Annotated in this window: 25 protein-coding genes; 13 read left to right on the top strand and 12 right to left on the bottom strand. The window is 69.9% G+C overall.

Features of this window, described 5'->3' with window-relative positions:
* The first annotated feature begins 227 nt into the window (after window positions 1–227).
* From ACVFYP_RS13200 to ACVFYP_RS13190, 3 genes are all read left to right on the top strand, one after another.
* The gene (locus ACVFYP_RS13200) at window positions 228–1,433 is read left to right on the top strand and encodes an amino acid ABC transporter permease (RefSeq protein ID WP_499200646.1); all 1,206 of its coding nucleotides are present in this window, start codon (window positions 228–230) and stop codon (window positions 1,431–1,433) included.
* A 108-nt stretch (window positions 1,434–1,541) separates the two neighbouring features.
* The gene (locus ACVFYP_RS13195; RefSeq protein WP_499200645.1) at window positions 1,542–2,684 is read left to right on the top strand and encodes an amino acid ABC transporter permease; all 1,143 of its coding nucleotides are present in this window, start codon (window positions 1,542–1,544) and stop codon (window positions 2,682–2,684) included.
* A gap of 23 nt (window positions 2,685–2,707) precedes the next feature.
* Entirely contained in the window at window positions 2,708–3,502 is a 795-nt protein-coding gene (locus tag ACVFYP_RS13190) for an amino acid ABC transporter ATP-binding protein (RefSeq protein ID WP_499200644.1), read from the top strand.
* 45 nt (window positions 3,503–3,547) lie between these two features.
* On the opposite strand, the gene ACVFYP_RS13185 is transcribed toward ACVFYP_RS13190, so the two are convergent.
* Window positions 3,548–5,710: a heavy metal translocating P-type ATPase gene (locus tag ACVFYP_RS13185; protein ID WP_499200643.1), complete on the bottom strand. Its 2,163-nt coding sequence runs from the start codon at window positions 5,708–5,710 to the stop codon at window positions 3,548–3,550.
* Between the two features lie 95 nt (window positions 5,711–5,805).
* On the opposite strand from ACVFYP_RS13185, the gene ACVFYP_RS13180 reads away from it, so the two are divergent.
* The 3 genes from ACVFYP_RS13180 to ACVFYP_RS13170 all read left to right on the top strand — a co-directional run bounded on the left by ACVFYP_RS13180 (window position 5,806) and on the right by ACVFYP_RS13170 (window position 8,621).
* On the top strand, window positions 5,806–6,255 hold the full coding sequence (locus tag ACVFYP_RS13180; RefSeq protein ID WP_499200642.1) for a MerR family transcriptional regulator: 450 nt from the start codon (window positions 5,806–5,808) through the stop codon (window positions 6,253–6,255).
* 66 nt (window positions 6,256–6,321) lie between these two features.
* Window positions 6,322–8,196 carry a potassium transporter Kup gene (locus tag ACVFYP_RS13175; protein ID WP_499200641.1) on the top strand — a complete coding sequence of 625 codons (1,875 nt, stop codon included), beginning with the start codon at window positions 6,322–6,324 and terminating at the stop codon, window positions 8,194–8,196.
* A gap of 29 nt (window positions 8,197–8,225) precedes the next feature.
* Complete coding sequence (locus tag ACVFYP_RS13170; RefSeq protein WP_499200640.1) at window positions 8,226–8,621, top strand: hypothetical protein; 396 nt, start codon at window positions 8,226–8,228, stop codon at window positions 8,619–8,621.
* Between the two features lie 41 nt (window positions 8,622–8,662).
* On the opposite strand, the gene ACVFYP_RS13165 is transcribed toward ACVFYP_RS13170, so the two are convergent.
* Together ACVFYP_RS13165 and phaR are read right to left on the bottom strand one after the other, a co-directional pair.
* Window positions 8,663–9,094, bottom strand: a complete 432-nt coding sequence (locus ACVFYP_RS13165; RefSeq protein ID WP_499200639.1) for a helix-turn-helix domain-containing protein — start codon at window positions 9,092–9,094, stop codon at window positions 8,663–8,665.
* A gap of 164 nt (window positions 9,095–9,258) precedes the next feature.
* Window positions 9,259–9,840: a polyhydroxyalkanoate synthesis repressor PhaR gene (phaR, locus tag ACVFYP_RS13160; protein WP_499201271.1), complete on the bottom strand. Its 582-nt coding sequence runs from the start codon at window positions 9,838–9,840 to the stop codon at window positions 9,259–9,261.
* A gap of 550 nt (window positions 9,841–10,390) precedes the next feature.
* Here phaR and ACVFYP_RS13155 point away from each other — a divergent pair.
* From ACVFYP_RS13155 to ACVFYP_RS13145, 3 genes are all read left to right on the top strand, one after another.
* A complete protein-coding gene (locus ACVFYP_RS13155; RefSeq protein ID WP_499200638.1) occupies window positions 10,391–11,644 on the top strand; it encodes an alpha/beta fold hydrolase in 1,254 nt (417 codons plus the stop codon).
* Between the two features lie 78 nt (window positions 11,645–11,722).
* Window positions 11,723–12,898, top strand: coding sequence for an acetyl-CoA C-acetyltransferase (locus tag ACVFYP_RS13150; RefSeq protein ID WP_499201270.1), 1,176 nt, complete (start codon window positions 11,723–11,725; stop codon window positions 12,896–12,898).
* 140 nt (window positions 12,899–13,038) lie between these two features.
* The gene (locus ACVFYP_RS13145; RefSeq protein ID WP_499200637.1) at window positions 13,039–15,528 is read left to right on the top strand and encodes a calcium-binding protein; all 2,490 of its coding nucleotides are present in this window, start codon (window positions 13,039–13,041) and stop codon (window positions 15,526–15,528) included.
* Between the two features lie 6 nt (window positions 15,529–15,534).
* Here ACVFYP_RS13145 and ACVFYP_RS13140 read toward each other — a convergent pair whose 3' ends face one another.
* Window positions 15,535–16,146: a hypothetical protein gene (locus ACVFYP_RS13140; RefSeq protein ID WP_499200636.1), complete on the bottom strand. Its 612-nt coding sequence runs from the start codon at window positions 16,144–16,146 to the stop codon at window positions 15,535–15,537.
* A 96-nt stretch (window positions 16,147–16,242) separates the two neighbouring features.
* Window positions 16,243–16,950: a class I SAM-dependent methyltransferase gene (locus ACVFYP_RS13135; RefSeq protein ID WP_499200635.1), complete on the bottom strand. Its 708-nt coding sequence runs from the start codon at window positions 16,948–16,950 to the stop codon at window positions 16,243–16,245.
* A gap of 63 nt (window positions 16,951–17,013) precedes the next feature.
* Between ACVFYP_RS13135 and gloB the strand changes: the two genes are divergently transcribed.
* The 4 genes from gloB to ACVFYP_RS13115 all read left to right on the top strand — a co-directional run bounded on the left by gloB (window position 17,014) and on the right by ACVFYP_RS13115 (window position 19,579).
* Window positions 17,014–17,751, top strand: a complete 738-nt coding sequence (gene gloB, locus ACVFYP_RS13130; RefSeq protein WP_499200634.1) for a hydroxyacylglutathione hydrolase — start codon at window positions 17,014–17,016, stop codon at window positions 17,749–17,751.
* Window positions 17,752–17,921: 170 nt separating this feature from the next.
* Complete coding sequence (locus ACVFYP_RS13125; protein WP_499200633.1) at window positions 17,922–18,521, top strand: glutathione S-transferase N-terminal domain-containing protein; 600 nt, start codon at window positions 17,922–17,924, stop codon at window positions 18,519–18,521.
* A 3-nt stretch (window positions 18,522–18,524) separates the two neighbouring features.
* Entirely contained in the window at window positions 18,525–18,974 is a 450-nt protein-coding gene (locus ACVFYP_RS13120; protein ID WP_499200632.1) for a cupin domain-containing protein, read from the top strand.
* Window positions 18,971–19,579: a class I SAM-dependent methyltransferase gene (locus tag ACVFYP_RS13115; protein WP_499200631.1), complete on the top strand. Its 609-nt coding sequence runs from the start codon at window positions 18,971–18,973 to the stop codon at window positions 19,577–19,579. The genes ACVFYP_RS13120 and ACVFYP_RS13115 overlap by 4 nt, the downstream gene beginning before the upstream one ends.
* Before the next feature lie 88 nt (window positions 19,580–19,667).
* On the opposite strand, the gene ACVFYP_RS13110 is transcribed toward ACVFYP_RS13115, so the two are convergent.
* From ACVFYP_RS13110 to ACVFYP_RS13080, 7 genes are all read right to left on the bottom strand, one after another.
* Window positions 19,668–19,862, bottom strand: a complete 195-nt coding sequence (locus tag ACVFYP_RS13110) for a CsbD family protein (protein ID WP_439599354.1) — start codon at window positions 19,860–19,862, stop codon at window positions 19,668–19,670.
* Between the two features lie 74 nt (window positions 19,863–19,936).
* The gene (locus ACVFYP_RS13105) at window positions 19,937–21,295 is read right to left on the bottom strand and encodes an aspartate aminotransferase family protein (RefSeq protein WP_499200630.1); all 1,359 of its coding nucleotides are present in this window, start codon (window positions 21,293–21,295) and stop codon (window positions 19,937–19,939) included.
* Complete coding sequence (locus ACVFYP_RS13100; RefSeq protein WP_499200629.1) at window positions 21,288–21,680, bottom strand: RidA family protein; 393 nt, start codon at window positions 21,678–21,680, stop codon at window positions 21,288–21,290. The genes ACVFYP_RS13105 and ACVFYP_RS13100 overlap by 8 nt, the downstream gene beginning before the upstream one ends.
* A 1-nt stretch (window position 21,681) precedes the next feature.
* Window positions 21,682–22,800, bottom strand: a complete 1,119-nt coding sequence (locus tag ACVFYP_RS13095; RefSeq protein ID WP_499200628.1) for a hypothetical protein — start codon at window positions 22,798–22,800, stop codon at window positions 21,682–21,684.
* Window positions 22,797–24,050 carry a NupC/NupG family nucleoside CNT transporter gene (locus ACVFYP_RS13090; protein ID WP_499200627.1) on the bottom strand — a complete coding sequence of 418 codons (1,254 nt, stop codon included), beginning with the start codon at window positions 24,048–24,050 and terminating at the stop codon, window positions 22,797–22,799. Before ACVFYP_RS13090 ends, ACVFYP_RS13095 begins: the two co-directional genes overlap by 4 nt.
* A gap of 34 nt (window positions 24,051–24,084) precedes the next feature.
* The gene (locus ACVFYP_RS13085) at window positions 24,085–25,047 is read right to left on the bottom strand and encodes a DNA recombination protein RmuC (protein ID WP_499200626.1); all 963 of its coding nucleotides are present in this window, start codon (window positions 25,045–25,047) and stop codon (window positions 24,085–24,087) included.
* Between the two features lie 129 nt (window positions 25,048–25,176).
* Complete coding sequence (locus ACVFYP_RS13080) at window positions 25,177–25,788, bottom strand: carbonic anhydrase (RefSeq protein WP_499200625.1); 612 nt, start codon at window positions 25,786–25,788, stop codon at window positions 25,177–25,179.
* Window positions 25,789–25,862: the final 74 nt, after the last annotated feature.

Below are 25,862 nucleotides of genomic sequence, written 5' to 3'. Positions count from 1 at the left end.
TGCCCGGGCGGCCTTTGGCCGCCCGAGCGTGATGGCTTGAGGCGGAATCGCCGAAAAGTCTGACTAACGCGATCAGTACAAGGCTCTGAGGGGGCGGCGGCCCCGCTTTTGCATGGCCGGCCAGGCATGCCACCCCCTCCCTCCTCCACCGGGACCCCACGTCCCTCGACCCGATATCACCGGCGGGAGCCAACCTGCCGGAGCACGATCCTTTACAGGGATGCCGCATGTCCTCCTCGACCGTCGATCCGCGCCTGAGCAAGGCCGGGCCGCCCCGACGCCCGCTTCGCCTGTCCTGGTCCGACGAACGCCTACGCGGCATCGTCTGGCAGGTGCTGGTCGTCGGCGTCGTCGTGGCGATCGTCTACTGGCTGTGGTCCAACACGGTGCACAATCTGGAAGTGCGCCGCATCGCCACCGGCTTCGGCTTCCTGGGGCGGGAGGCGGGGCTGCCGATCGGTGAGAGCCTGATCGAATACGACCCCACCGACACCTATCGCCGCGCCTTGACCGTGGGCGTGCTGAACACGCTGAAGATCGCAGTGGTCGGCGTGGTGCTGGCCACCATCCTCGGCACGCTGGTCGGCATCGCCCGGCTGTCGCAGAACTGGCTGCTGTCAAAGATCGCCGGTGTCTATGTGGAGGTCATCCGCGACCTGCCGCTGCTGCTGCAATTGCTGTTCTGGTACACCATCCTGCAGACCCTGCCGGTGCCGCGCCGGGCGCTGAACCCGGTGGAGGGCGTGTTCCTGTCCAACCGGGGCATGAAGCTGCCCTTCATCGAATGGCTGCCTGCACACAGTATGGCGCTGCTGGCGCTGGTGGTGGGCTTCGTGCTGACCCTGCTGGTCGGCCGCGCCCTGCGCGCCCGGCAATATGCCGATGGCCAGCCGCGAAAGCTCTGGCCCGCCGCGCTCGGCCTGATGCTCGGCCTGCCATTGCTGGTCTGGCTGGCGCATGGCGCGCCCTTCACCCCGGACATCCCGGAACTGCGGGGCTTCAACTTCCAGGGCGGGCTGACCGTCACGCCGGAATACTTCGCCCTGTTGATCGGCCTGGTGACCTATACGGCCGGCTTCATCGCGGAGATCGTCCGCGCCGGCATCCAGGCGGTGAATCAGGGGCAGTGGGAAGCCGCCCAGGCGCTGGGGATGCGCCGAGGCGATATCCTGAAGCGCATCGTGCTGCCGCAGGCGCTGCGGGTGATCATCCCGCCGATGACCAGCCAGTATCTGAACCTGACCAAGAACAGCTCGCTGGCCGTGGCCATCGGCTACCAGGACATCGTCAGCATCGCCAATACCACCCTGAATCAGACCGGCCAGGCGATCGAGGGCATCACCATCATCATGGCGGTCTACCTGACCATCAGCCTGTCGATCAGCCTGTTCATGAACTGGTATAATGCGCGCATCGCGCTGGTGGAGCGGTAGCACCATGGCTCGGCAAGGCAGCGCCGCCTCCGGCGCACTATTCCTGTCCTGGCGCATCCAGCCTGCGGCTGGACACGACGCCCGCATCGCCCTGGTGGAGCGCTGAGCATGAGCGATGTCACGCTGAATGCGGCCACCGCCAACCCGGAAGCCGCCCCTCGCACCGCCCCGATGGCCAGCATCGGCGCCGTGGCCTGGCTGCGGGCCAATCTGTTCTCCTCCTGGCTCAGCTCCGCGCTGACGCTGGTGATGGCCTATCTGCTGATCCGCTGGACGATCGGCTTCATCGACTGGGCCTTCCTGAACGCCATCTGGTCGGTGCCGATGCAGGGCAACATCCCGCAGACGCAGGCCTGCCGCGACCTGGAAGGCTCCGGCGCCTGCTGGGCCGTGATCGGGGAGAAGCACCGCTTCATCCTGTTCGGCACCTACCCCTATGACGAGCATTGGCGGCCGCTGCTGGTCTGCGCGCTGTTCATCGGCCTGTACATCGTCTCCGCCATGCGGCGCTTCTGGTCCTGGGTGCTGGTCCCGATCTGGGTCGTCACGCTGACCGTCATCGGCGTGCTGATGTGGGGCGGCGTCTTCGGCCTGAGCTATGTGCCGCAGGAGCGTTGGGGCGGGCTGCCGATCACGCTGATCCTGTCCACCTTCGGCCTCGCCTTCGCCTTTCCGCTGGCGATCCTGGTGGCGCTCGGCCGACGGTCGAACCTGCCGGCCATTAAGACGCTCTGCGTGCTGTATGTGGAGCTGATTCGCGGCGTGCCGCTGATCAGCCTGCTGTTCATGGCCAGCGTGATGTTCCCGCTGTTCCTGCCGGAGGGTATGAACATCGACAAGCTGCTGCGCGCGCAGATCGCCATCACGCTCTTCGCCGGCGCCTATCTGGCGGAAGTCGTGCGCGCCGGGCTGCAGACCCTGCCGCGCGGGCAGTATGAGGCCGCGGACGCGCTGGGCCTGTCCTATTGGCAGAAGACCGGCTTCATCATCCTGCCGCAGGCGCTGCGGCTGGTGATTCCGCCGCTGGTGAACACGTTCATCGGCTTCTTCAAAGACACGAGTCTGGTGCTCATCATCGGCATCTTCGACCTGCTGACGGCGGGCAAGACCGCGATCGTCGAGCCTGCCTGGCAGGGCTTCGGCGTGGAGGTCTATGTCTTCGTCGGCGCGATCTACCTGGTCTTCTGCTTCGCCATGTCGAAGTACAGCCAGGCTCTGGAACGCGATCTCAACCAACATCGGCGCCGCTGAACCGGTACCAAGGGAAGCTGAACATGGGTGCAACCATCGAAACCGAAGGCCGCTTCGCCTCCGCGGTGCGGGCCGACGCCCCGCCGGCCATCCTGCTGCAGGACGTCAATAAATGGTTCGGCGCGCTGCATGTGCTGCGCGATATCAATCTCTCCGTCGCCACCGGGGAGCGTGTGGTGGTCTGCGGCCCCTCCGGCTCCGGCAAGTCCACCATGATCCGCTGCATCAACCGGCTGGAACAGCACCAGCAGGGCAAGATCATCGTCGATGGGATCGAGCTGTCCGACGACCTGCGCAGCCTGGACGCGATCCGGCGCGAGGTCGGCATGGTGTTCCAGTCCTTCAACCTGTTCCCGCATCTGACGATCCTGGAGAACTGCACTCTGGCGCCGATCTGGGTACGCCGGATGCCGAAGAAGGAAGCCGAGGATCTGGCGATGGAATACCTGGAACGGGTGCGAATCCCGGAACAGGCGAAGAAGTATCCGGGCCAGCTTTCCGGCGGCCAGCAGCAGCGCGTGGCGATCGCCCGCGCGCTGTGCATGAAGCCCAAGATCATGCTGTTCGACGAGCCGACCAGCGCGCTCGACCCCGAGATGATCAAGGAGGTTCTGGACACCATGGTGATGCTGGCCGAGACCGGCATGACCATGATCTGCGTGACCCATGAGATGGGTTTCGCGCGTCAGGTTGCCGACCGGGTGGTCTTCATGGACCGCGGCGAGATCGTGGAAAGCGGCGAACCCGAAGCCCTGTTCAACGACCCGAAGACCGACCGCCTGCGCCTGTTCCTGAGCCAGATCCTGCGCGGGCATTGAGCGTCCGGCCCGCCTTACCCCCTGGGGTGAGGCGGGCCCTGCGCATCACGCGGCGGGCCGCCACAGCAGCAGCCGCAGCGCGTTGAGCGTGACCAGCACGGTGGCGCCGGTATCGGCCAGGATGGCAGGCCACAGCCCTGTCAGGCCCGCCAGCGTGGTCACCAGGAACACCGCCTTCAGCCCGACCGCCACCGCCACATTCTGCTTCACATTGGCCATGGTGGCGCGGGACAGGCCCACCAGCTCCGCCACCCCCGTCACACGGTCCTTCAGCACAGCGGCGTCGGCGGCTTCCAGCGCCACGTCGGTGCCGCCGCCCATGGCGACGCCGACCGAGGCGGCGGCAAGCGCCGGCGCGTCGTTGATGCCGTCCCCCACCATGATGACGGCGCCGTCCTGCCGCAGCCGAGCGATCGCGCGCAGCTTGTCCTCCGGCAGCAGTTCCGCCTCCACCTCCAGCCCGAGCGCGCCGGCCAGGGCGGCGCCGGTGCGGGCATTGTCGCCGGTCAGCATCACGGGCCGCAGCCCCTGCGCCCGCAGCGCCGAGATGCCGGCCTGCGCATCCGGGCGCGGCTCGTCGCGCAGCGCGATCAGGCCGAGCAGGCGGTCGCCGGCCAGCAGCGCGGCGACGGTCTTGCCCTCCCCCTCCAGCCGCGGCAGTTCGCCGTCCAACGCCCCGAAATCCACGTTTTTCTCCGCCGCATAGCGCGGGCTGCCGATGGCCATGCGGCGGCCCTCCACCAGCGCGGTCACGGCCTTGCCCGGGATGGCAGCATGCTCGCGAGCAAGGGGTGCCATCACGCCGCGTGCCACAGCCTCGGCCAGGATGGCGGCGGCCAGCGGATGGGCAGAACCTTGTTCCACCGCCGCCGCCCAGCCCAGCAACTGCGCCTCCGTCATGCCCGGCGCGGCCAGAAGGTCGGTGACGCGCGGCCGGCCCTCGGTCAGCGTGCCGGTCTTGTCGAAGGCGACCGTCCGCGCCCCGCCAATGGCCTCCAGCGCCGCGCCACCCTTGACCAGCAGCCCGCGCCGCGCCCCGGCCGAAAGGCCCGAGGCCATGGCGGCGGGCACGGAAATCACCAGCGCGCAGGGGCAGGCGATCAGCAGCACCGCCAGGCCGCGATAGAGGCTGGTGCCCCAGTCCCAGCCCAGCAGCGGCGGCGACAGCAGGATCACCAGCGCCGAGACCAGCATCGCCCCCGGCGTCCACCAGGCGGAAAACCGCTCGATGAAGCGCTGCGTCGGCGCGCGGCTGGCGGTGGCCTCCTCCACCATGCGGATGATGCGGGCGATGGTGTTGTCGGCGGCGCCGCGGGTGACGCGGATGCGCAGCGCGCCCTCCGCATTGATGGCGCCGGCCACCACCGCCTCCCCCGGCCCACGGCTGACCGGCAGGCTTTCGCCAGTCACCGGGCTTTCATCCAAGGCGGAGGTCCCCTCCTCGATCACGCCGTCACAGGGCAGGCGGTCGCCGGGGCGGACCAGCACCCGATCGCCCACGGCGAGCAGTCCGGCCGCGACCTGCTCCGTACTGCCGTCGGCGCGCAGGCGCAGCGCCGTGCGCGGCATCAGGCTGGACAAGGCGCGGATGCCGGCGCGGGCGCGGCCGGCGGCGACATTCTCCAGCATCTCGCCGAGGGCAAACAGCAGCACGACCACTGCCGCCTCCTCCGCCGCGCCGATCAGCGTGGCACCGCTGGTGGCGACCACCATCAGCGTCTCGATGGAAAAGGGCGACCCGGCACGGGCCAGCGCCCAGGCGCGACGGCCGAAGGGCCAAAGCGCGACCAGCGTCGCCACCACGAACAGTGGATAGGTCAGATGGGCCGGCAGCAGCAGCGACAGCCCATAGGCGGCACCGACCAGCCCGCCGAGCAGCCAGACCAGCCTGGCCTTGGATGTGCCCCACCAGGGCTTCTGGGCATCCGCGGGATCGTCATGGTCGTGATGGCTGTGCGCGCCCGGGCTCGGGGCCGTCGCGTCATCGCCGAGCGTGGTGGCGGTGAAGCCGAGGGCCGCGACCTGCCCGACGATCGCCGCCGGCGTCGCCCCGCCCGGCGCCAGCGACAGGGACAGCCGCTCCGCCATCAGGTTCACCTCGACCTCGCTGACCCCGGGCAGCCGCTCCACCGCCCGGGTCACGGAGGCGACGCAGGCGGCGCAATCCATGCCCTCCACCCGCCAGCTCCGCCGTTCCATCGCGCCCATCTGCCGCATCCTTCGTCGATGGGCGCTGTTATGGGACCTCCAGTGGCTGGAAGTTCAAGCCCCCCGCCCCAATCTCCTGAGCAGGAGATTCCGCGATGCAGAGCTACGCGATCGGCGACCTGGCCCGTGCCACCGGCGTGAAGGCCACCACCATCCGCTGGTATGAGCAGGAGGGCTGGCTGCCGCCACCGGCCCGCACCGCCGGCGGCCACCGCGCCTATGGCCCCGCGCATCTGCGCCGCCTGGGCTTCATCCGCCATGCGCGGGAGCTGGGCTTCGACAGCGAGGCGATCCGCGCGCTGCTGGATCTGGCCGACCAGCCGCGGGCGGATTGCACCCAGGCCCATGCCCTGGCCACCGCCCAGATCGCCGAGATCGACGCCCGTCTGCACCGGCTGGCCGCGCTGCGGGCGGAGCTTTCGCGGATGGCGACGAGTTGCGAGGGCGGGTCGGTCGGCGATTGCCGCATCATCGAAACCCTGGCCGATTTCGGCCATGGCCATTGCACCGATGCCAGCCATGGCAGGGCGCCGCCGCCGCGATAGGTCGCGCTTGCGTGGCATGGGCGCGCCGGCCTATGCGTGCGGCTGTTGCGCGCTTGGAGCGACATTTTGAGCCATACCCCCGCGGCCGCGCGTCCCGTCACCACGGCGGCCCTGATCGGTGTCCTGGGTGTCGTCTATGGCGATATCGGCACCAGCCCGCTCTATGCCCTGCGGGCCTCCCTTCTGCATTTCTCGGCGGATGGCATCGAGCGGTGGGAGATCCTGGGGCTGCTCAGCCTGATCTTCTGGTCCCTGGTGCTGACCGTCACGATCAAATACGTGGTCTTCATGCTGCGGGCCGACAATCGCGGCGAAGGCGGCATCCTGGCCCTGATGGCGCTCGCGCAGCGCCATGCGCGGACCGAGCGCGGCCGCTGGATCGTGGCGCTGATCGGCATCGCCGGCGCCAGCCTGTTCTTCGGTGACGGCATCATCACGCCGGCGATTTCGGTGCTCTCGGCGGTGGAGGGGCTGAAGGTCATCTCCCCCGCCTTCGAGGAGGCGGTGGTGCCGATCGCGCTCGGCATCCTGCTGGCGCTGTTCCTGGTGCAATGGCGCGGCACCGGCAGCATGGGGCGCATCTTCGGGCCGATCTGCGCGGTGTGGTTCGGCGTGATCGGCCTGCTGGGGCTGATCGAGATCGTGCAGGAACCGCAGGTGCTGGTGGCCCTGTCGCCGACCTATGCCATCCAGTTCTGCGTCCACTACCACCTGGCCGCCTTCATCGCGCTCGGCTCCGTCGTGCTGGCGGTGACGGGGGCGGAGGCGCTCTATGCCGATATGGGGCATTTCGGCCGCCGGCCGATCCAGCTCGCCTGGGTCGCCTTCGTACTGCCGGCGCTGGCGCTGAACTATTTCGGCCAAGGCGCGCTGCTGCTGTCCGACCCGGCGGCGATCGAAAACCCCTTCTTCCTGCTGGCGCCCGAATGGGCACGGCTGCCGCTGGTGGTGCTGGCGACCATGGCCACCATCATCGCCAGCCAGGCGATGATCTCCGGCGCCTTCTCCATCGCCCGGCAATGCGTGCAGATGGGCTTCCTGCCCCGGCTGACGGTGCATCACACCAGCGAGACGGAGCAGGGGCAGATCTACATGCCCCAGGTCAACATGCTGCTGCTGATCGGCGTGGTGATCCTGGTGCTGGAGTTCCGGAACAGCGACAGCCTGGCGGCGGCCTATGGGCTGGCGGTCACCGGCACCTTCGTCTGCACCTCCTGCCTCGCCTTGCTGGTGTTCCGCCGTGCCTATGGCTGGTCCTGGCTGCTGGTGATCGGCATCTTCGGCCCGCTGCTGCTGCTGGACCTGGCCTTCTTCATCTCGACCGCGCTGAAGATCCCGGAGGGTGGCTATGTGCCGCTGATCCTGGGGCTGCTGATCTTCGTGATGATGCTGACCTGGCGTCGCGGGCGGGACCTGCTGTTCGCGCGCTTCCGCCAGGACAGCCTGCCGCTGAAGTCCTTCCTGGCCCGGCTGCCGCAATCCCGCACCACCCGGGTGCCCGGAATCGCCGTGTTCATGACCGGGCAGGCGGATTTCGTGCCCGGCGCGCTGCTGCACAACCTGAAGCACAACAAGGTGCTGCATCAGCGCGTGCTGTTCGTGACCGTCATCAACGAGGACATTCCCCGCGTCGAGAACCGGCGCGAGGTGACGGAACTGGCGCCAGACATCCACCGCGTGATCCTGCGCTACGGCTTCCTGGAAAGCCCCCATATCCCGCGGGAGCTGGAGGCGCTGCGCGACATCGGGATTCCCTTCGAGCCGATGCAGGCCAGCTATTTCCTGGGTCGGGAGACGGTTGTGGCCGCCGCCGTGCCCAAGATGCCCCGCTGGCGCCAGTGGCTGTTCACTTTGATGAGCCGCAACGCGCTGCCCGCCACGGAATTCTTCCGCATCCCCTCCGACCGGGTGGTGGAGCTTGGCGTTAGGGTGGCCATCTGAACCGGGCAGCACCGGCCCGCGTTACAGGCATGGTCGCGGGAGGATTGCCGGTGGGGGCGGATGTGGTGGAGGTGACGCTGGTGATGACCTGGAGCCCTGCGGAGCCGCAGGGCCATGAGGGGCATCGCATCATCTTCTCGGTGGCGTTGGACGCCCAGGGCGAGCCGGATCCAGCCGCCTATCTGGCCGATCCCGCCCCCTGGCCCGCGCGGCGGGAGGCACCGGAGGCGCCGCCGTTGTTCGGCGACGTGGTGCATGAGGAGGAGGGTTGGGCGCTGCGCCTAGCCGTCCCCGGCGAATCCCTGGACGAGGCGCCGCTCTTCCGGCTTCAGGGCCTGTCCGGCTGGCTGCGCCCGGGCAGCATCGTGACCATCAAGGAACCGGACGGCAGCGCGGCAGCCTGGCGCGTGGTGGCGGTGGGCTGAACGCGGCGGTCCGGCCCGGGCTTCTGTTCAGCCTCTTCGGTTCAGTCCTCGCCGCGCCCGGATTGGGCCGCCAGCGCGCGGGCCATCTGGCTCAGCGCTTCCTGGTGCTTCTCATTGTCGATCAGCGCGAAGTTGCGGGCCAGTTCCAGGCACATGCGCTGGCGCGGAGACACTTCCAGCCCGACGCTGTCCGGGGTCAGCCCGTCGAAGAACCAGGAGACGGGCACGCCCAGCACCTGGCCGATCTCGAACAGCCGTCCCGCCGAAATGCGGTTCAGTCCCCGCTCATACTTATGGGCCTGCTGGTAGGTCACGCCGATCAGCTTGGCGAGCTGCTGCTGCGACAGCCCCATCATCACCCGCCTCTCGCGGATGCGTGCGCCCACATGCCGATCTGCCGCGCTCGCGCGCTGGCCCGGACGTTCCTCGCCCTGCCCGGTCCCGACCTCTTCCTCAATCTCAATGGTTGACATGTTCATCTTTCCTGCAATGCAGCGCATCACTGTTAACGGCGGGGGACAATGCCCCGCAGTTCGCCTCTGGCGCGCATGACAAGGCCGCGATTATCGCCCAGAAGGGGGCGCTGACGATACTGGGACGATCACAATGTGCGTGGTCCGGCCAAAGCAGGCCGGATTCAGCCTTTGTCCCCGCGCCGCGCCGCGGCCTTGTACTGCTCCAGTTGCAGCCGCAGCAACTCCAGCTCCGCCTGCAGCGCCGCGAGGCGCGCCGCGTCAGAGGGGGCCTCGGGCGGGTCCATGCTGGGGCGGAAGGGGGAGAACAGGGTCATGGCGCGTTCCATCATCGCCATGTTCTGCTTGCTCATCTCCTCCAGGTTCGGGAAGGGCATGAAGCCACCCATGGTCTGCTCGACCGTCTTGCGCACCTGGTCCTGCTGCCGGGAAAAGGCGCCCATCACCGATTCCAGGTAGCGCGGCACCAGCGACTGCATGCTGTCGCCATAGAAGCCGATAATCTGGCGAAGGAAGGAGGTGGGAAGCAGGTTCCGCCCCTTCGATTCCTCCTCCACGATGATCTGCGTCAGCACGCCGCGGGTGATATCCTCGCCGGACTTCGCGTCATAGACCACGAAGTGACGGCCGTTCCGGACCATCACCGCCAGATCCTCCAGCGTGACGTAGGACGAGGATTCGGTGTTGTAGAGTCGGCGGTTGGCGTATTTCTTCACCACCACGGGCGGCATTGCCGGGCCGTCCATGGTATCGGGCCCCGCACCGGCCTGGCCAGTCGCCGTCTTGGCGCCTGCTTGGCCCGCACCTGCCTGGATCGTATCCTGCGCCATGCGTCTTGTTTCCCCTGGCGGCCCTGCCGCTGCCACAATCCTAACATGCGCTGCGCTGCGGTGCGAAACACCTGATTCCGATGATTCCGAAAATCGTGCTGAGTCGCGGAAATCTGACTCGGGCGCGAATGGCCGTGGGACAGGCTGATGTCCGGCACCGGCCCCAAGGATACTACCGAGGGAACTCCCGACCCTGCTGCGGAGCTGGAAAGGCTGGCAGAAGATTGGATCACGCTGTGGCAGAGCGAGATCGCCGGCCTCGCCGCGGACCGGGAGGCGGCGGAGGGCTGGGCGGCGATGAGCGCGGCCTGGGCCTCGCTGGGCGCCGCCTGGCTGCGCGCCGCGACCGCACCGCCCTTCGGCCGCGCCCCGCCCTATCCTTCCCCCTTTCCGCCGGGTCCTTTTCCCACCGGGCCTTTTCCAACGGGACCCTTCCCGCCGGCCGCCTGGCCGGGCATGCCGCCGCATGACGGCCCCGCTGCGCCGCCGCGGCCCGCGCCCGCTGCCGCTGCACCTGATCCTGGGAGCGAGCCGGGGGATGGCGGCGCTGGCGGGCACGGCGATGCTGCCCTCCGCCGACGGCTCGATGAGTTGGAACGGCGGCTGGCCTCCCTCGAACCCGGCGCGCCCGATCTCCCCGGCAGGCCAGGTGGAGATGCGCCGGATCGCCGCCGCCCTCGCCGCCGCAAACCAGCCGCCTGAGGCTTTTCGGGCCGCCATCCTGCGCCGCCTTTTGCGCGCCGATCGGGCGCTGCTGGCGGGCATCGCCGCCTATCGCCGCCACCCCTACAGCCGGACCCTGCCGGACCCGCCCGCGATCTGGGCGGAAGGCGACACGCGGCTGCTGGATTATGGCGGGTCCGGCCCGACGCTGCTGTTCGTCCCTTCCCTCATCAATCGCGCCCAGGTGCTGGACCTGGCCGAGGGCCGGTCGATGCTGCGCTTCCTGGCCGGCCAGGGCACCCGCCCCCTGCTGCTCGACTGGGGCTGGCCCGGCGAGGCGGAGCGCGGCTTCACCCTGACCGACTACATCGCCGGCAGGCTGGAACGGGCGCTGATGGCCGCGCCCGGGCCGGTGGTGCTGGTGGGCTATTGCATGGGCGGGCTGCTGGCCCTGGCCGCGGCGCTGCGCCGGCCGGACCGGGTGCGCGCCCTGGCCCTGCTCGCCACGCCGTGGAATTTTCACAGCGATGCCGCGGAGACCACCCGCGCCCGCACCGTCGCCGCCCTGCTGCCGGGGCTGGAGCCGCTGATGCAGGCCGGCGGCACCCTGCCCACCGACGCCATCCAGACCCTGTTCGCCGGCCTCGACCCCTTCGGAATCCCTCAGAAATTCCGTGCCTTCGCCCGGCTGGACCCGGACTCCGACCGCGCCCGGAACTTCGTGGCGCTGGAGGATTGGCTGAATGACGGCGTGCCGCTGGCCGCGCCTGTGGCGCGGGAGGCGCTGGGCGGCTGGTACGGCGCCAATACCCCGGCGCGCGGCGCCTGGCGGGTGGCCGGGGCGGTGGTCGATCCGGCCACGCTCACCATGCCCGCCTTCTGCGCCGTGCCGGCGCGCGACCGCATCGTGCCGCCGGCCTCGGCCCAGGCGCTGGCCGCGCGGCTGGGCCGGGTGCGGATGCATGTCGCCGCCGGCGGCCATATCGGCATGACCGCCGGCAGCGGGGCGGAGGCGGCGCTGTGGCGGCCGCTGCTGGCATGGTTGCGCGACTTGTAGCGGCCGGCCCGCCGTCCCACACTGGCGTCAACGACCAGTCTCCCGAGCCAAGGAGCCCCAGGGCCCATGTCCGCCAGCATGTCCGATATCGTCATCGCCTCCGCCGCCCGCACCCCCGTCGGTGCCTTCAACGGCGCCTTCGCCACCCTGCCCGCCCATGCGCTGGGCACCATCGCCATCCAGGCCGCGCTGTCCCGCGCCGGGCTGAGGGGCGCGGAGGTGGATGAGGTCATCCTCGGCCAGATCCTGACCGCCAATGCCGGCCAGAACCCGGCCCGCCAGGCGGCGGTCGCCGCCGGCATTCCGGTGGAACGCACCGCCTTCGGCATCAACCAGCTCTGCGGTTCCGGCCTGCGCGCCGTGGCGCTGGCGGCGCAGCAGATCGCCTGTGGCGATGCCGCCATCGTGGTGGCCGGCGGCCAGGAAAGCATGACCCAGGCGCCGCATGCGGCGAACCTGCGCGCCGGGCAGAAGATGGGCGACCTTTCCATGGTCGATACCATGATCAAGGATGGCCTCTGGGACGCCTTCCACGGCTACCACATGGGCACCACGGCGGAGAATGTGGCCCAGAAGTTCCAGCTCACCCGCCAGGAACAGGACGAATTCGCCGCCAATAGCCAGCGTAAGGCTGGCGAGGCGATGAAGGCCGGCCGCTTCAAGGACGAGATCGTCCCGGTCACTGTGAAGGGCCGCAAGGGCGATACCGTCATCAGCGATGACGAATACCCCCGCCCCGACACGACCTATGAGGTCCTGGCCAAGCTGCGCCCGGCCTTCAGCGCGGATGGCACGGTGACCGCGGGCAATGCCTCCGGCATCAATGACGGCGCCGCCGTCGCCGTGGTGATGACGGCGGCGGAGGCGCGGAAGCGCGGCATCACCCCGCTGGCGCGCATCGCCTCCTGGGCCACGGCCGGCGTCGATCCCTCCATCATGGGCACGGGCCCGATCCCGGCCAGCCGCAAGGCCTTGCAGAAGGCGGGCTGGGACATCGCCTCGCTCGACCTGATCGAGGCGAATGAGGCCTTCGCGGCGCAGGCCTGCGCGGTGAACAAGGACCTCGGCTGGGATCCGGCGCGGGTGAACGTCAATGGCGGCGCCATCGCGCTCGGCCATCCGATCGGCGCGTCCGGCGCGCGGGTGCTGAACACCCTGCTGTTCGAGATGCAGCGGCGCGATGCCAAGCGCGGCCTGGCCACGCTGTGCATCGGTGGCGGCATGGGTGTCGCCATGTGCCTGGAGCGTGTCTGAGGGCTCCCCCCGCACCGCACCGCGCGAAACCGTGTTTCGCGCGGTGCCATTTCGGCAAGCTTCGCGCTGGACGCGGCCCCGCCCACGCCTAAGCTCCTTACGCCGCGAAACCGAAACGGGCGCGGCGGTGGGGGGAAAGAATGGCGCTGTTCCGGATCAACCCGCTGACCGGCGGGCCGCTGCTACAGGACGGCACTTCGGCCGCCGACCTGTTCTACACCGTCGGCACCGCGAACCTCTTCGTCCCCGGGCTGATGCAGGATGCCGGGGCGGGGCGCGACACGCTGCGCATCGTCGCCGCCGGCCCGCTGGAGGTCGATGACGCGGCCTTTCTCGGCCTGCGTGGCTTCGAACAGGTGGTGCTGCGGGCCGCCGACAGCATCAGCCTGACGCTCGGCGCCGCGGCGGACGCCGCCCTGAGCCCGGCCACCACCATCACCTTGGCCCGGATCGCCACCGCCAGCCTCAATGTGGAGGCCGCCGGCATGACCAACAGCCTGCGCCTGGTGGGCCGTGGCGGCGACGACCTGCTGCGCGGCGGGCTCGGCAACGACACGATCGTCGGCGGCGATGGCGCCGACACGCTGCAGGGCGGCGGCGGCAATGACCGGCTGACGGGCGGCTCGGGTGCCGATGTCTTCCGCATCGGGCCGCAGGCCGGCCAGGTGGTGCTGGTGGACTTCGCGGCCGGCGAGGATCTGATCGATTTTTCGGCCTTCGCCGGGCTGACGCTGGAAGGGTTGCTGGGATCGGCCACGCAGATCGGCAGCGTGGTGCGGATCGACCTCGAGGGCGGCGTGCGGCTGACCCTGCGCGAGACGAGCCTGGCCAGCCTGGATGCCGGCAATCTGCTGTTCGGCCCGATGGGAGAGCCGCTCGACATCGACGAGACACGGCAGGAAATCGGCGCCGATGGCGCCATGGGCCAGGCCGGCGCGGCGGCGCAGGCCACGCTGTTCGACAGTGACGATGTGCTGACCGGCAGCCAGCAGGCGGACCGGGTCCAGCGCCAGGGACTGGCCGAGGGCGGCGAAGGCGGCGCCGGCAATGCCGGCACGGACGGTGCCGCGGGCGCCGAGATCTATCTCTACACCTCGCCCCAGCACACGCGGATCACCCCGCGCGGGGAGGATGGCACGGATGGTATCGCGGGCGGTGCCGGCGGCGCCGCCTCGGCCATCGCGGACGGGGCGGGCACCCGGCTGAAGGGGGCGCTCACCGGGCGCGACGAATCAGCGCTGCGCATGGCAGCCACGGGCGGTGAGGGCGGAGCCGGCGGCGATGGCGGCTGGGGCGGCGATTCCGCCCCGGAATGGGACGTCATGGTGCTGGACGAGGACGGCAACGTCGCCGGCGGGCTCTACGACACCGCCGACCAGGGCGGCAGCGGCGGCGCCGGGGCCGCCGGCGGGGCGGGCGGCGATGCGCAGGCCGAGATCCTGGGCTTCCTCGGCAATGACGGTCCCGGCGCCAACCATGTGCTGACAGCGACCGCGAGGGCCGGTCACGGCGGCGATGGCGGCCGGGGCGGCAATGGCGGCTGGGGCGATTTCGACATCGACCTGACGGATGGGATCGACGGCAGTGAGGGCGGCGCCGGGGGCGCCGGCGGCCAAGGCGGCGATGCCATGGCCCGGATCAGCGGGCTGGAGGCCCAGTTGGCGACCGGCACGGACTGGCTGCTGGCAGTCGCGGCCTATGGCGGTCGCGGCGGCGATGGCGGCTGGGGCGGCGATTCCGGCTTCGGCAGCAGCGGCTCGGAGGACAATGTAGGCGGCGAGAGCTTCGGCGGCCGCGACGAGGGCAATGATATCGGCGGCGATGCCGGCGACGGCGGCGACGGCGGGGACGCGGTGGCGGCGCTGGTCGGCAACCGGATCGGCGCCGGTGGCGAGGCCGCGACCACGGTGCGTCTGGAGGCCCTGGCCCATGCCGGCTGGGGTGGTTTTGGCGGCTGGGGCGGCTTCGGCGGGTCGGAGGCCGATGTCGGGACCTTCGAGGAAGGCGGCATCCTGGTCACCAACCGCCTCGGCATCGCCGGCGCGGATGGCGAGGAGGGCGCGCTGGGCGTGGCCCGCATCGTGCTGGCGGACAATCTGATCGCACTGGGCGGCGGCGACGACCTGCTGCAGATCGCCCTGTTCCTGGAAGGCGACGAGATCTCGCTGGATTTCGCCGGCAACCGCTTCGATGGCGAGGGCGGGCGCGACACGCTGGACCTGATCGACGTGCAGGATTTCGCGGCCGTGCTGGACCTTCAGGCCTTCACCCTGACGCTGGACGGCCAGGTGGGCGCCAGCGTGCTGCGCTTCGAGAGCTTCGTCGGCACCAACCAGGGCGACCTGTTCATCGATGGCGCCGGGGAACAGATCTATGCCGGCGCCGGCGGCGGGGACATCTTCAGCTTCGCCCCCGGCCATGGCCAGGACAGCATCCAGGATTTCCAGCAGGGCGAGGACCTGATCGACCTCAGCGCCTTTGGCTATGCCGATTTCGCGGCGCTTGAGATCGCCTCCAGCCCGCCCGGCTATGAATATCCCTATGTGGTCGTCACCACCTCCGGCGGCAGCAGCATCAGCCTGAACTTCGCGACGGAGACAGTGCTGACGGCGGACGATTTCATCCTGTAGGGCTGGTCAAAAATCATCCAGCAGGGCGTCGATCGCGGCCTGGGCCAGGTCGCCGCCGGCCGGGGTTTCGACGGTGCGGATGGCGGTCTTCACCTCCACCTGCTCGCGGGGCACTTCCGGCCGCGCGTCACCGGGGATCATCGTCTCCAGCATCGATTCCACCTGTTGCAGGTGCTGGATGGCGCGGCGGATGCGCTGGCCGGTGACGTCCTGGAAGCTGCAGGCCTCGAAGATCGAGTTCACCCGCTCGGCGATCGCCGCCACCGCGTCCTTGTCCTTGCCGCCCTTGGCGACCCAGTCCTGGATCGCCTCCGCCGCTTCCATGATGGTATTGGCAGCGGCTTCGGTGGCCTGCACCACCGCCTCCAGCTCCAGCCCGCTGTTGCGGGTGGCGGCGGCGGGCACGGCGACGAGCTGGCCGATCTGATCGTGGATGCGGGCGAGCTCCTTCGTCACCCGCTCCTCTCCCATGTCGGAGATCTCGACGCTGGCATGCAGCTCCGCGCTCAGCTCGGCGATGCGGCGATCGACGAAGCGCTGGAAATCCGCCAGCGCCGGATGCAGCTCCGCCCGCACGGCGTCGCGAATGGTGTCGGTCGGATCGATCGTCACAGACATGCCTTGATCCCCGTGGCGCCGGCGATGCGTCCGATCGCATGGCGTGGTGGGTGATTATGGCGCGGGGCGGTGAACAAGCCGTTGCCGAATGGGCTGTTAGATCGGGACCACCACCCGCCGGCGCACCGGCTGTGCCCCGGCCGGGATGACGGCGTGCAGGTCCTTCTCCGCCTCCACGATCGCGACGCCGGCCAGGCGCGGGCAAAGCTGCCGGCCCAGCCTCTCCCAGGGCCGCGCCAGGGGGCTGAACAGGGGCAGGCCGAAGGGCGGCACGAACAGCGCCGACTCCCGCCGCTCCACCCGGAACAGGTGCCGCCCCAGAAGGCGGGAGAGCTGGCCGGGGGAATAGGGCTGGCCATGGCCGAAGGGCGTGCGTTCCATCTGCGCCCAGAGGCCGAGGCGGTTCGGCACAACCACCATCAGCCGCCCATCGTCGCGCAGCACGCGCCAGACCTCCCGCAGCATGCGGCGGGCATTGTCCGCCTGCTCCAGCCCATGCACCAGCAGCACCCGGTCGAAGCTGGAATCCGGGAAGGGCAGTTGCTCCTCCTCCGCCAGCAGGGCCGCGGATCGGCCCTCCGCCGGCCAGGGCGCCAGCGCCCCCTGGGCCGGCGTCAGCGCGATGCAGCGCGCCGCCTCCCGCGCCCAAAGGCCGAGATAGGGCGCGGCATGGCCAATGCCGAGCACGTCCAGCCCAGGCAGGGCCGGCCAGAGCACGGCCAGCCGTTCCCGCAGCAGCCGCGCCGCCAGCGCACCGCCGGGACTGGCATAGAAGGCCAGCAAACCATGGACCTCAGTCGTCATGCCGGGGATATAGGAGAGAACGGTCCCGTTTGGACCGGGTATCCGTCAGGGAAGGGTCACGGCATGTCGGTGAAGGTGGAGGCGGTTCCCTGCCTCGAGGACAACTACCTGTGGCTGCTGCGCGATGCGCCGACCGGCGCGATCGCCATCTGCGACCCCGGCGAGGCCGGCCCCGCCATTGCGGCGGTGGAGGCAGCGGGTGGCCGGCTGGATCTGATCCTGCTGACCCACCACCATGGCGACCACATCAACGGCGTGGCGGAGCTGAAGGCGCGCTTTCCGGAGGCCCGCATCATCGGCGGCAAGCCGGATGCGCACCGGCTGCCGAAGCTGGATCTGGCGGTGGATGAGGGCGACACGGTGCATTTCGGCGCCGCCGAGGCCAAGGTGATGCACCTGCCCGGCCACACCACCGGCCATATCGCCTTCCACTTCGCCGCCGACCACTTCCTTCTGTGCGGCGATGTCGTCTTCGCGCTGGGCTGCGGGCGGCCGCTGGAGGAAGGCGGCATGGAGGCGCTGTACAAATCCTTCCGCCGCCTGGCCAAGCTGCCGCCGGAGACGCGCTTCTGCTGCGGCCATGAATATACCGAGGCCAATGCCCGCTTCGCCCTGACCGTTGAGCCCGAGAACAAGGTGCTGCGGGCGGAGGCCGAGGCAGCCGGGGCGCTGCGCGCGGCGGGGCGGCCCACCGTGCCGACGACCCTGGCGCAGGAACTGGCGGCGAACCCCTATTTCCGCGCCCGCGACCTGGCCGAATTCACCGCGCGGCGCGAGGCGAAGAACTACTTCAAGGGATGAGAGCCCGTCCGAAAGGTCGGCGGGTCGGTCCGGCCCTCAACCGCCGACCTTTCGGAACAGGCTCTGAGTCGCGCCAAGCTTTCATTTCCCTGCGGCACAGATGCCTGCGATGCTGCGGCGCACAGGCGGCGCGGCGGCGCTCTGCCGCGGCCTGAATCGGGAAACGCCTCATGAAACTGCACCACGCCCATGCCAGCCCCTTCGCGCGCAAGGTCATGGCCTGCGCCATCCTGCGCGGCATCGAGGGGCGGATCGAGATCATCGTGACCGACCCGCATGCCTCGCCCGCCGAGCTGTTGCAGGACAACCCGCTGTCCAAGGTGCCGACGCTGGTGACCGATGACGGCCGGCCGGTCTTCGACAGCCGGGTGATCTGCGAATACCTCGACACGGTGGGAGAGGCCGTGCCGCTGTTTCCACCGCCGGGCAGCCTCGCCCGGCTCTCCGCCCAGATCCGCCATGCCCTGGCCGATGGGATCATGGATGCGGCGGTGGCGCGGCGGATGCGCTTCGGCAAGCCGATGGACGACACCCGCCTTGCCTATATCGCCCGCCAGAAGGCGGCGGTGGAACGCGGGCTGGCGACGCTGGAGGCTGATCCGCCCCAGGGCCTGGCCGATATCGGGGAAGTCGCGGTGGCCTGCGCCCTGGGCTACCTGGATTTCCGCTTCGCCGACGAACCCTGGCGCGCCGGGCATCCGCGGCTGGCCGATTGGTTCGCCGAGGTCTCCCGCCTGCCGGCCCTGGCCCGCACCGCCCCGCCCGGCTGAGCGATGGACCTGACTGATCCCCGTCTGACGGCGGCGCAGGTGGTGGCGGGGCTCGGCCTCGCCCCGCATCCGGAAGGCGGGCATTACCGCGAGGTCTGGCGCGACGTGCCGGCGGAGGGCGGGCGTGGTGCCGGCACCGCGATCCATTTCCTGCTGGAAGCCGGGCAGCGCAGCCACTGGCACCGGGTGGATGCCGCCGAATGCTGGTTCTGGCAGGGCGGTGGGCCGCTGAAGCTGGCCCTGTCGCGGGATGGCAGACAGGTGGATTCCGAAGTGCTGCTCGGCCCCGGCATCGGTGTCGGCGCGACGCTGATGGGCGTGGTGCCGACTGGTTGGTGGCAGGCCGCCTGGCCGGTCGCGGGCCGCTGGAGCCTGGTGTCCTGCACCGTCTCACCCGCCTTCCACTTCGCCGGCTTCGAGCTGGCGCCGCCCGGCTGGAATCCGGGCGCATGAGCACCTCGCTCGCCTGGGATGAGCGCTATGCCGGCGGCGGCTTCCAGTTCGGGGAGGCGCCCAACCGCTATCTGGAAAGCCTCGGCCCCTGGCTGCGGCCCGGCATGCGGGCGCTGGCGCTGGGCGATGGGGAGGGGCGGAACGGCGCCTGGCTGGCGGCGCGGGGGCTGGTGACCACCTCGCTCGACTGGTCGCCGGTCGCCTCGGCCAAGGCGGCGTCCTTCGCCGCCGCGCGGGGCGTGGCGATGACCACCCTCACGGCGGATGCCGCCAGCTGGGCCTATCCGGAGGGCGGCTTCGATCTGGTGGCCTGGATCTACCTGCATCTGCCGCCGGAGGACCGCGCGGCGGCCGCGACGGGCGCCATCCGGGCCTTGGCACCGGGCGGGCTGCTGGCGCTGGAGGCCTTTTCGCCTGCCCAGCACGGCCGTCGCAGTGGCGGACCGAAAATCCCGGCGCTGCTCTGGACCCGTGCCCTGGTCGAGGATCTGTTCGGGGCGCTGGAGGTGCTGGAACTGCTGGAAGGCACCGTGCATCTGGATGAGGGCCCGCGCCATCAGGGCCCGGCCGAGGTGGTCCGGGCGCTGCTGCGCAAGCCGGGCTGAGGCTCCAGACATTAAAAAGCCCCTCTTCCCGGGCGGGAGAGGGGCTTTTCGTCAGGTCCTGACGCGGAGGGCCGAAGCCCTCCCCAGATCAGACCCGGTCCTTGCCGTCGACGGCGTCGCGCGCGGCGTCCTTGGTGCGGCCGACGGCGCCCTGGGCCTTGCCCTTGACGGTGTCGAGGTGGCCTTCGGCCTCCAGACGCTCATTGCCGACGGCCTCGCCGACGGTCTTCTTCACGGCGCCCTTGGCCTCGTTGAGGGCGCCCTTGATGCGATCCTTGTCCATAGCGCTTTCTCCTGTCTCTTGGCCCGGCCTCGTGGCTGGGCTTCGGGTACAGAACGCCTTTCGGAAGGATCAGTTCATTGCGGAGTCGATGAAGACTCCGGCAGCCCGGCCAGCGCCGTGTCCACCGCATCGCCGAAGCGGGCGACGATGGCCTCGATGTCCGCGGCGGTGGCGATATAGGGCGGCGCCAGCAGAACATGGTCGCCGAGGCGGCCATCCAGCGTGCCGGCCATGGGGTAACAGGCCAGGCCGTTGTCATAGGCGGCGCGCTTGATCCGGTCGTTCAGCTTCAGCGCCGGGTCGAAGGGGGTTTTGGTGCCGCGGTCCTGGACGAACTCGGCCGCCCAGAACAGGCCGCGGCCGCGGATGTCGCCGACATGGCGGTGGTTGCCGAGCCGCTCCACCAGGCGCTGTTCCAGCAGCGCGCCCATGGCCTGGATATTGGCCAGCAGCCCCTCCTCCCGGATCACACGCTGCACCGCCAGCGCGGCGGCGGCGGCCATGGGATGCGCCTGGTAGGTATGGCCGTGCATGAAGGCGCCGCTGCCATCGCGCAGCGCGTCCATGACGCGGTGATTGGCCAGGATGCCGCCGATCGGCTGGTAGCCACCGCCCAGGCCCTTCGCCACCACCTGGATGTCGGGCGTCACGCCTTCCTGCTCCCAGGCATGCATGGTGCCGGTGCGGCCCATGCCGCACATCACCTCGTCCAATATGAGCAGCGCGCCGTGGCGGTCGCAGACTGCGCGCATGGCCGGGAAGTAGCCGGGCAAGGCGGTGACGCAGCCGAGCGTCGCACCCACCACCGGCTCCGCGATGAAGGCGATGACGCTTTGGGGGCCGAGGCGCTGGAACTCCGCCTCCAGCTCCGCCGCCAGCCGGGCCACGTAATCCGCATCGGATTCAGCCGGGCCACGGTCGCGATAGGCGTAGCAGGGCGCGACATGGCTGAAGGCGTCCGACAGGATCGGCTGGTAGATCGCCTTCCGCATGGCATTGCCGCCGGCCGCCAGCGCGCCGAGCGTATTGCCGTGATAGCTCTGCCGCCGCGCGATGTATTTTTGGCGGTTTGGCTGCCCGATTTCCCAGAAATACTGGCGGGAAAGCTTCAGCGCCGCCTCCATGGCCTCAGAGCCCGAGGAGCACAGATAGAGCTGGGTCAGGCCGCCCGGCTCACCTTCCAGCACCAGATCGGCCAGTGCCTCCGCCGCCTCGCAGGAATACAGCGCGGTATGGGCGTAGGTGAGCCTGTCCATCTGTGCCCGCATGGCGTCCAGCACGCGGGGATGACCATGGCCGAGGCAGGCGACGGCCGCGCCGCCGGAGCCGTCGATGATGGTCTTTCCGTTGGAGTCATGCAGAAAGATGCCTTCGCCGCGCAGGGCGAGGGGCGGGTCCTGGCGGAGGTTGCGCTGGACCAGGTGGCTACGCATGGGTGGGCTCTCCGGCGAGGGCGATGCAGGCGAAGGCGACGCGGGCTTCCGTGGGCACGCCGAAGCGGGCGGTGTGCCGGGCCGGCAGACCATTCGGGAAGTGCTTTACGTACTCCGCGTTGAGCGCGGCGTAGTCGGCAGGGTCGGTGATCAGCATGGTCATCTGCACCACGCGGTCCAGGCTGCTGCCGGCGGATTCCAGGATGGCGGCGACCTTCGCCAGCGCATTGCGGACTTCCTCGGCCGGCGTCGCGCCGCGGTGCACGCCGTTGGCCGGGTCATGCGGCGCGGAATGGCCGGAGACGAAGACCAGCCCGCCGGCCCGCGTCGCCTCGCTGAAGGGGCGGGGGGAGCCGGCGGGGGGCGGGCCGAGGAAGGCGATCATCTCAGGTATCCTCCAGGGCTGTTGCCGGCTGCGCCAGCCCATCCAACGCGACGAAGAGTGCGACCTCCGCGGCCGCGATATCGGGCAGGGCCCGCAGCACCAGCGTCGCAGGATTGTGCTTCATGTCGAGTCGCTGACCATCGCGCAGGGTCAGGCTGCCGCCCTGCTTCTGTGGCCAAGGGCGCGAGACGCTTTCGATGGCAGCGAGTGGCCAGGTTGTTTCCCGGCCAAGGAGTGGCGTGTGGTCCAGCACGATGACGCGTTGCGTCGTGATGCCGAAGCCTGTCCAGGATGCCCTGAACCAGGCCATGGCCGGGGCCAGCAGACACCACGCGCCAAAGCCGATCGTGATGATGTCGAAGGCACCCGTCGCTCGCATCAACAGGAAGAAGGGGGCGAGAAACGCAAGAATGAGCACGGACCCGATCAGGATGGAGCGGGCGTACCGTATAGGGTCAGGTTGCGCCGCCCATAGCAGACGCTCATCGGGGCGCAGCCTGGTTGCGAAGGCGGCGCGAAGCCGCTCGGGCACGCGCATGAGGATATGCTGGTGCCCAATCAGCGGCTTCGGCGCCGCCACCAGCGTCCTGATGGCCGCAACTGCGCCCGGACTGCCGCGCATCGCCGGGAACTCGGTGATCCAATCCGCTCTGCCTGGTCCTTTGTGGTGCGGGGCGTGGCGCAGGATACGGATCGCTTCCTGACGTGGTGTATCGGACGGGTCAGACGGCACCGTCCCCCAGATCCGCGACGGCAGATTGCTGTGTACCCGACCGAGGCCGCGCAGCCGGATCAGTTCCAGGACCCGCCGATCCGTCACCACATACCTCATGCGTGGCGCGGCGATCACATGGAAGGGCAGCGCCAGCATCATCGCGAAGCCAACGATCATGAATTGAATCCAGATCACTTGGCGGGTCAGCGGATCCTGCACCGGCGTGTCGTTGAGCAGCATCCGCGCCTCAGGGTCCGCCGCGACGATCAGCAGGGTCCAGATCAGGCCGAACAGCGAAATGCCAATGGACACTCCGATGCCATCCGAAAGAGGCGCCTGTGCATGCCAGCGGATCTCCTCACCCGGCGGCAAGACATCCCGCAGGGCTGGCGAAGCCTCCGTCACGACGCCGTCAGCAGCCCCACCACCGCGCCCGTCATGCAGCAGGCGATGGTCGCGGCCACCAGCGCCGGCAGGCCGAGCTTCACGATATCCGCCCGGCGTTCCGGACACATCGCCACCATGCCGCCGAGCATGATGCCGACCGAGGCGAAATTGGTGAAGCCGCACAGCGCATAGACCAGGATCAGCCGCGACCTTTCGCTCAGCCCCAGCCCGCCCGACCGCGCCAGTTCGAGATAGGCCACGAATTCATTCACCACGACCTTGGTGCCGAGCGAGGCGGCAACCGTGCCAGCGCTCTCGGCCGGGATGCCCATGGCATAGGCGAGCGGCCAGAACAGCACGGCGCAGATACGTTGCAAGGTCAGGCCGGTCAGCGGTTCCAGCGCCATGTTCAGCAGCGCCACCAGCGCCACGAAGACGATCAGCGTCGCCATGATGCCGAGCAGCAGGGTCAGCCCATCCTGCGTGCCGCGCACCAGCGCTTCCATCGTGCTGTCATAGAGGCGAGGTGCGGCGGCGGCGGATTCGACCTCCGGCGGCGGATCGCCCTCGGCGCGGGGGCGCATCAGCAGCGCCACCAGCACGGCGGCGGGCGCCGAGATCAGGCTGGCGGTCAGCAACTGACCGGCTGCGTCGGGCACCACCGGGGCGATCATCACGGCGTAGACCACCAGCATATTGCCGGCGATGGTGGCGAGCCCTGCCGTCATCACCACGAACATCTCGCTGATCGAAAGCCGCGCCAGCCAGGGGCGCACCAGCAGCGGCGCCTCCACCATGCCGACGAAGACATTGGCGGCCGTGGCGAAGCCGGCCGCGCCGCCGAGGCCGAAAGCGCGCGTCAGCAGCCGGGCCAGCGCCTCCACGATCACCGGGATGACGCGCCAGTGGTACAGCACGGCGGCCAGCGCGCCGACCACCAGCACCAGCGGCAGGCCCTGGAAGAACAGGATGAAGCCGGCGCCGGGAAAAGGCTCGGCGAAGGGCAGCGGCCCGCCGCCGAGATAGCCGAAGACGAAGCTGGTGCCGGCCCGCGTCGCCGTGGCCAGCGCATCCACCGCGCGGCCCAGCAGGGCGAAGGCGGCGCGCAGCGGCGGGATATGCAGCAGCGCGGCGGCGAAGAGAATTTGCAAGCCCAGCCCGGCCGCGACGACGCGCCACGGCGTGCGCCGGTGGAAGCCGCCGAGCGCCCAGGCGAGGGCGGTGAGCGCGAGCAGGCCGAGCGCGGATTGAAGTTGGAGCAGGGTCATGCGACGGGGGCGGAAGTGTTGGGTGGAAGCGACATCATTCCGCAGCCCTCGTCGTCTCGTCCGGAATGTCGAGGGCGCGGATCGCCGCACTCCGGCGGATGATCTTCTCCGCGGTGATCTCGATATCCCGCACATCCTGCTGGATATTCGCGAAATGGCCGCGCAGGGCGCCGGTGCGGCGTTCCAGCCGGGCGCAGTCCTCGGCCAGCGCCTCCACCTCATGCCGGATGCGCCGCGCCTCATCCTGAAGCCGCGCGTCGCGCAACAGGCCGCGCATGGTGTTCAGCACGGCCCAGAGGCTGGAGGGCCCCACGATATGCACGCCGCGTCGCGCGGCCTCCGCGACGAGGTCCGCATGCGCGGCATGCAGCGTGGCGTGCACGGCCTCGGAGGGCAGGAACATCAGCGCACCCTCCGCCGTCTCCCCGGGGATCAGGTATTTCTGGGAGATATCGGCGACATGCTTGCGGATATCGGCGGTGAAGCGGCGCGTCGCGACAACCCGCGCGGCAGCATCCGGCGCGTCCTGCATCGCGGCCCAGGCCTCCAGCGGGAACTTGCTGTCCACCACGATCGGGCCGGGCGGGAAGGGCAGGCGGATCAGGCAGTCGCAGCGCGTGCCGTTGGACAGCGTGTGCTGCCAGGCGAAGCCGGCCGCCGGCAGCCGATCCGCCACCAGGTCGCGCAGCTGCACCTCCCCCAAGGCCCCGCGTGCCTGCTTGTTGCCGAGCATGGCGGCCAGCGAGGTCACCTGCCCGCCCAGCGCCTCGATATTCTGACGTGCGGCGTCGATGACCGACAGGCGCTGCTGGATGGCGGTGGCGGTGGCCTGGCTGCGTTCGGCGGCGTTGTCCAGCCGCGCGGCCAACGTCCGCTCCTGCTCCCGCATCCGGTCCTCGCTGAGGCGCGCGAGGCGGTCCTGCCCGGCGGCCAGGGCCTCCATCATCGCGCCCAGGCGCAGCACCTCATCCCCGCGCCGGCCGCGGAGCGCCAGCACCAGCAACAGCAGGCCGAAGGCCAGGGCGCCGGCGATCAGCGCGAGGGGCAGCCAGTCCGGCAGGCGAGGAGTCCTTTGTCGCGAATCGGGGTTTGGAAACCCAGACTCGCATCCCGGTGCCGCCGCTGGCTATGCCGGCGCGAATTCCCCGTTCGCGCCCAGCAGCATCAGTCGCCCGGTCGCCACGCCAAAATGCGCGCCCTGCAAGGTCAGACGCCCCGCTTCCACGGCCTCCGCCACCCAGGGGAAGGTCATGAGGTTGGCCAGCGAGATGCGCACCGCTTCCAGCTCACAGGCCTCCTGCTGCGCTTGTTCCACCGGCACGCATTCCAGCACGCGGCGGCGGGCCTCGCTGGCGATGCTCATCCAGATGGGCACGAAGTCCCGCGCCTCGGGCGGGGCGCCGCGCAGCAGGGCGGTGACGCCGCCGCACATGGCATGGCCCATCACGACAAGCTGCGTGACCTTCAGCACCCGCACGCCGAATTCCAGTGCCGCGCTGGTGCCGTGGAAGTCGCTGTCGGGCGCATAGGGCGGCACCAGATTGGCCACGTTGCGCACCACGAACAGCTCGCCCGGGCCCGCGCCGAAGATCACCGCCGGGTCCACGCGGCTGTCGGAACAGGCGATGATCATGGTGTGCGGGCTCTGGCCCTGCGCGGCCAGTTCCTCGAATCGCGCACGCTCCTGCGGCCAAGTGTCGGCGCGGAAGCGGCGATAGCCGTCGAGGAGGCGGTTCATCAACTCAAGCCCTTGGATGGTGGAGACGGCGCGCGAGATGGTTGCGCCCCCGGCCGAATGGAAGGCCAGGGGCG

Source organism: Roseomonas sp. F4 (genome assembly GCF_053891155.1).
Note: the sequence above shows the minus strand (reverse complement) of the source record. Positions and strands in the feature narration are given on the sequence as shown.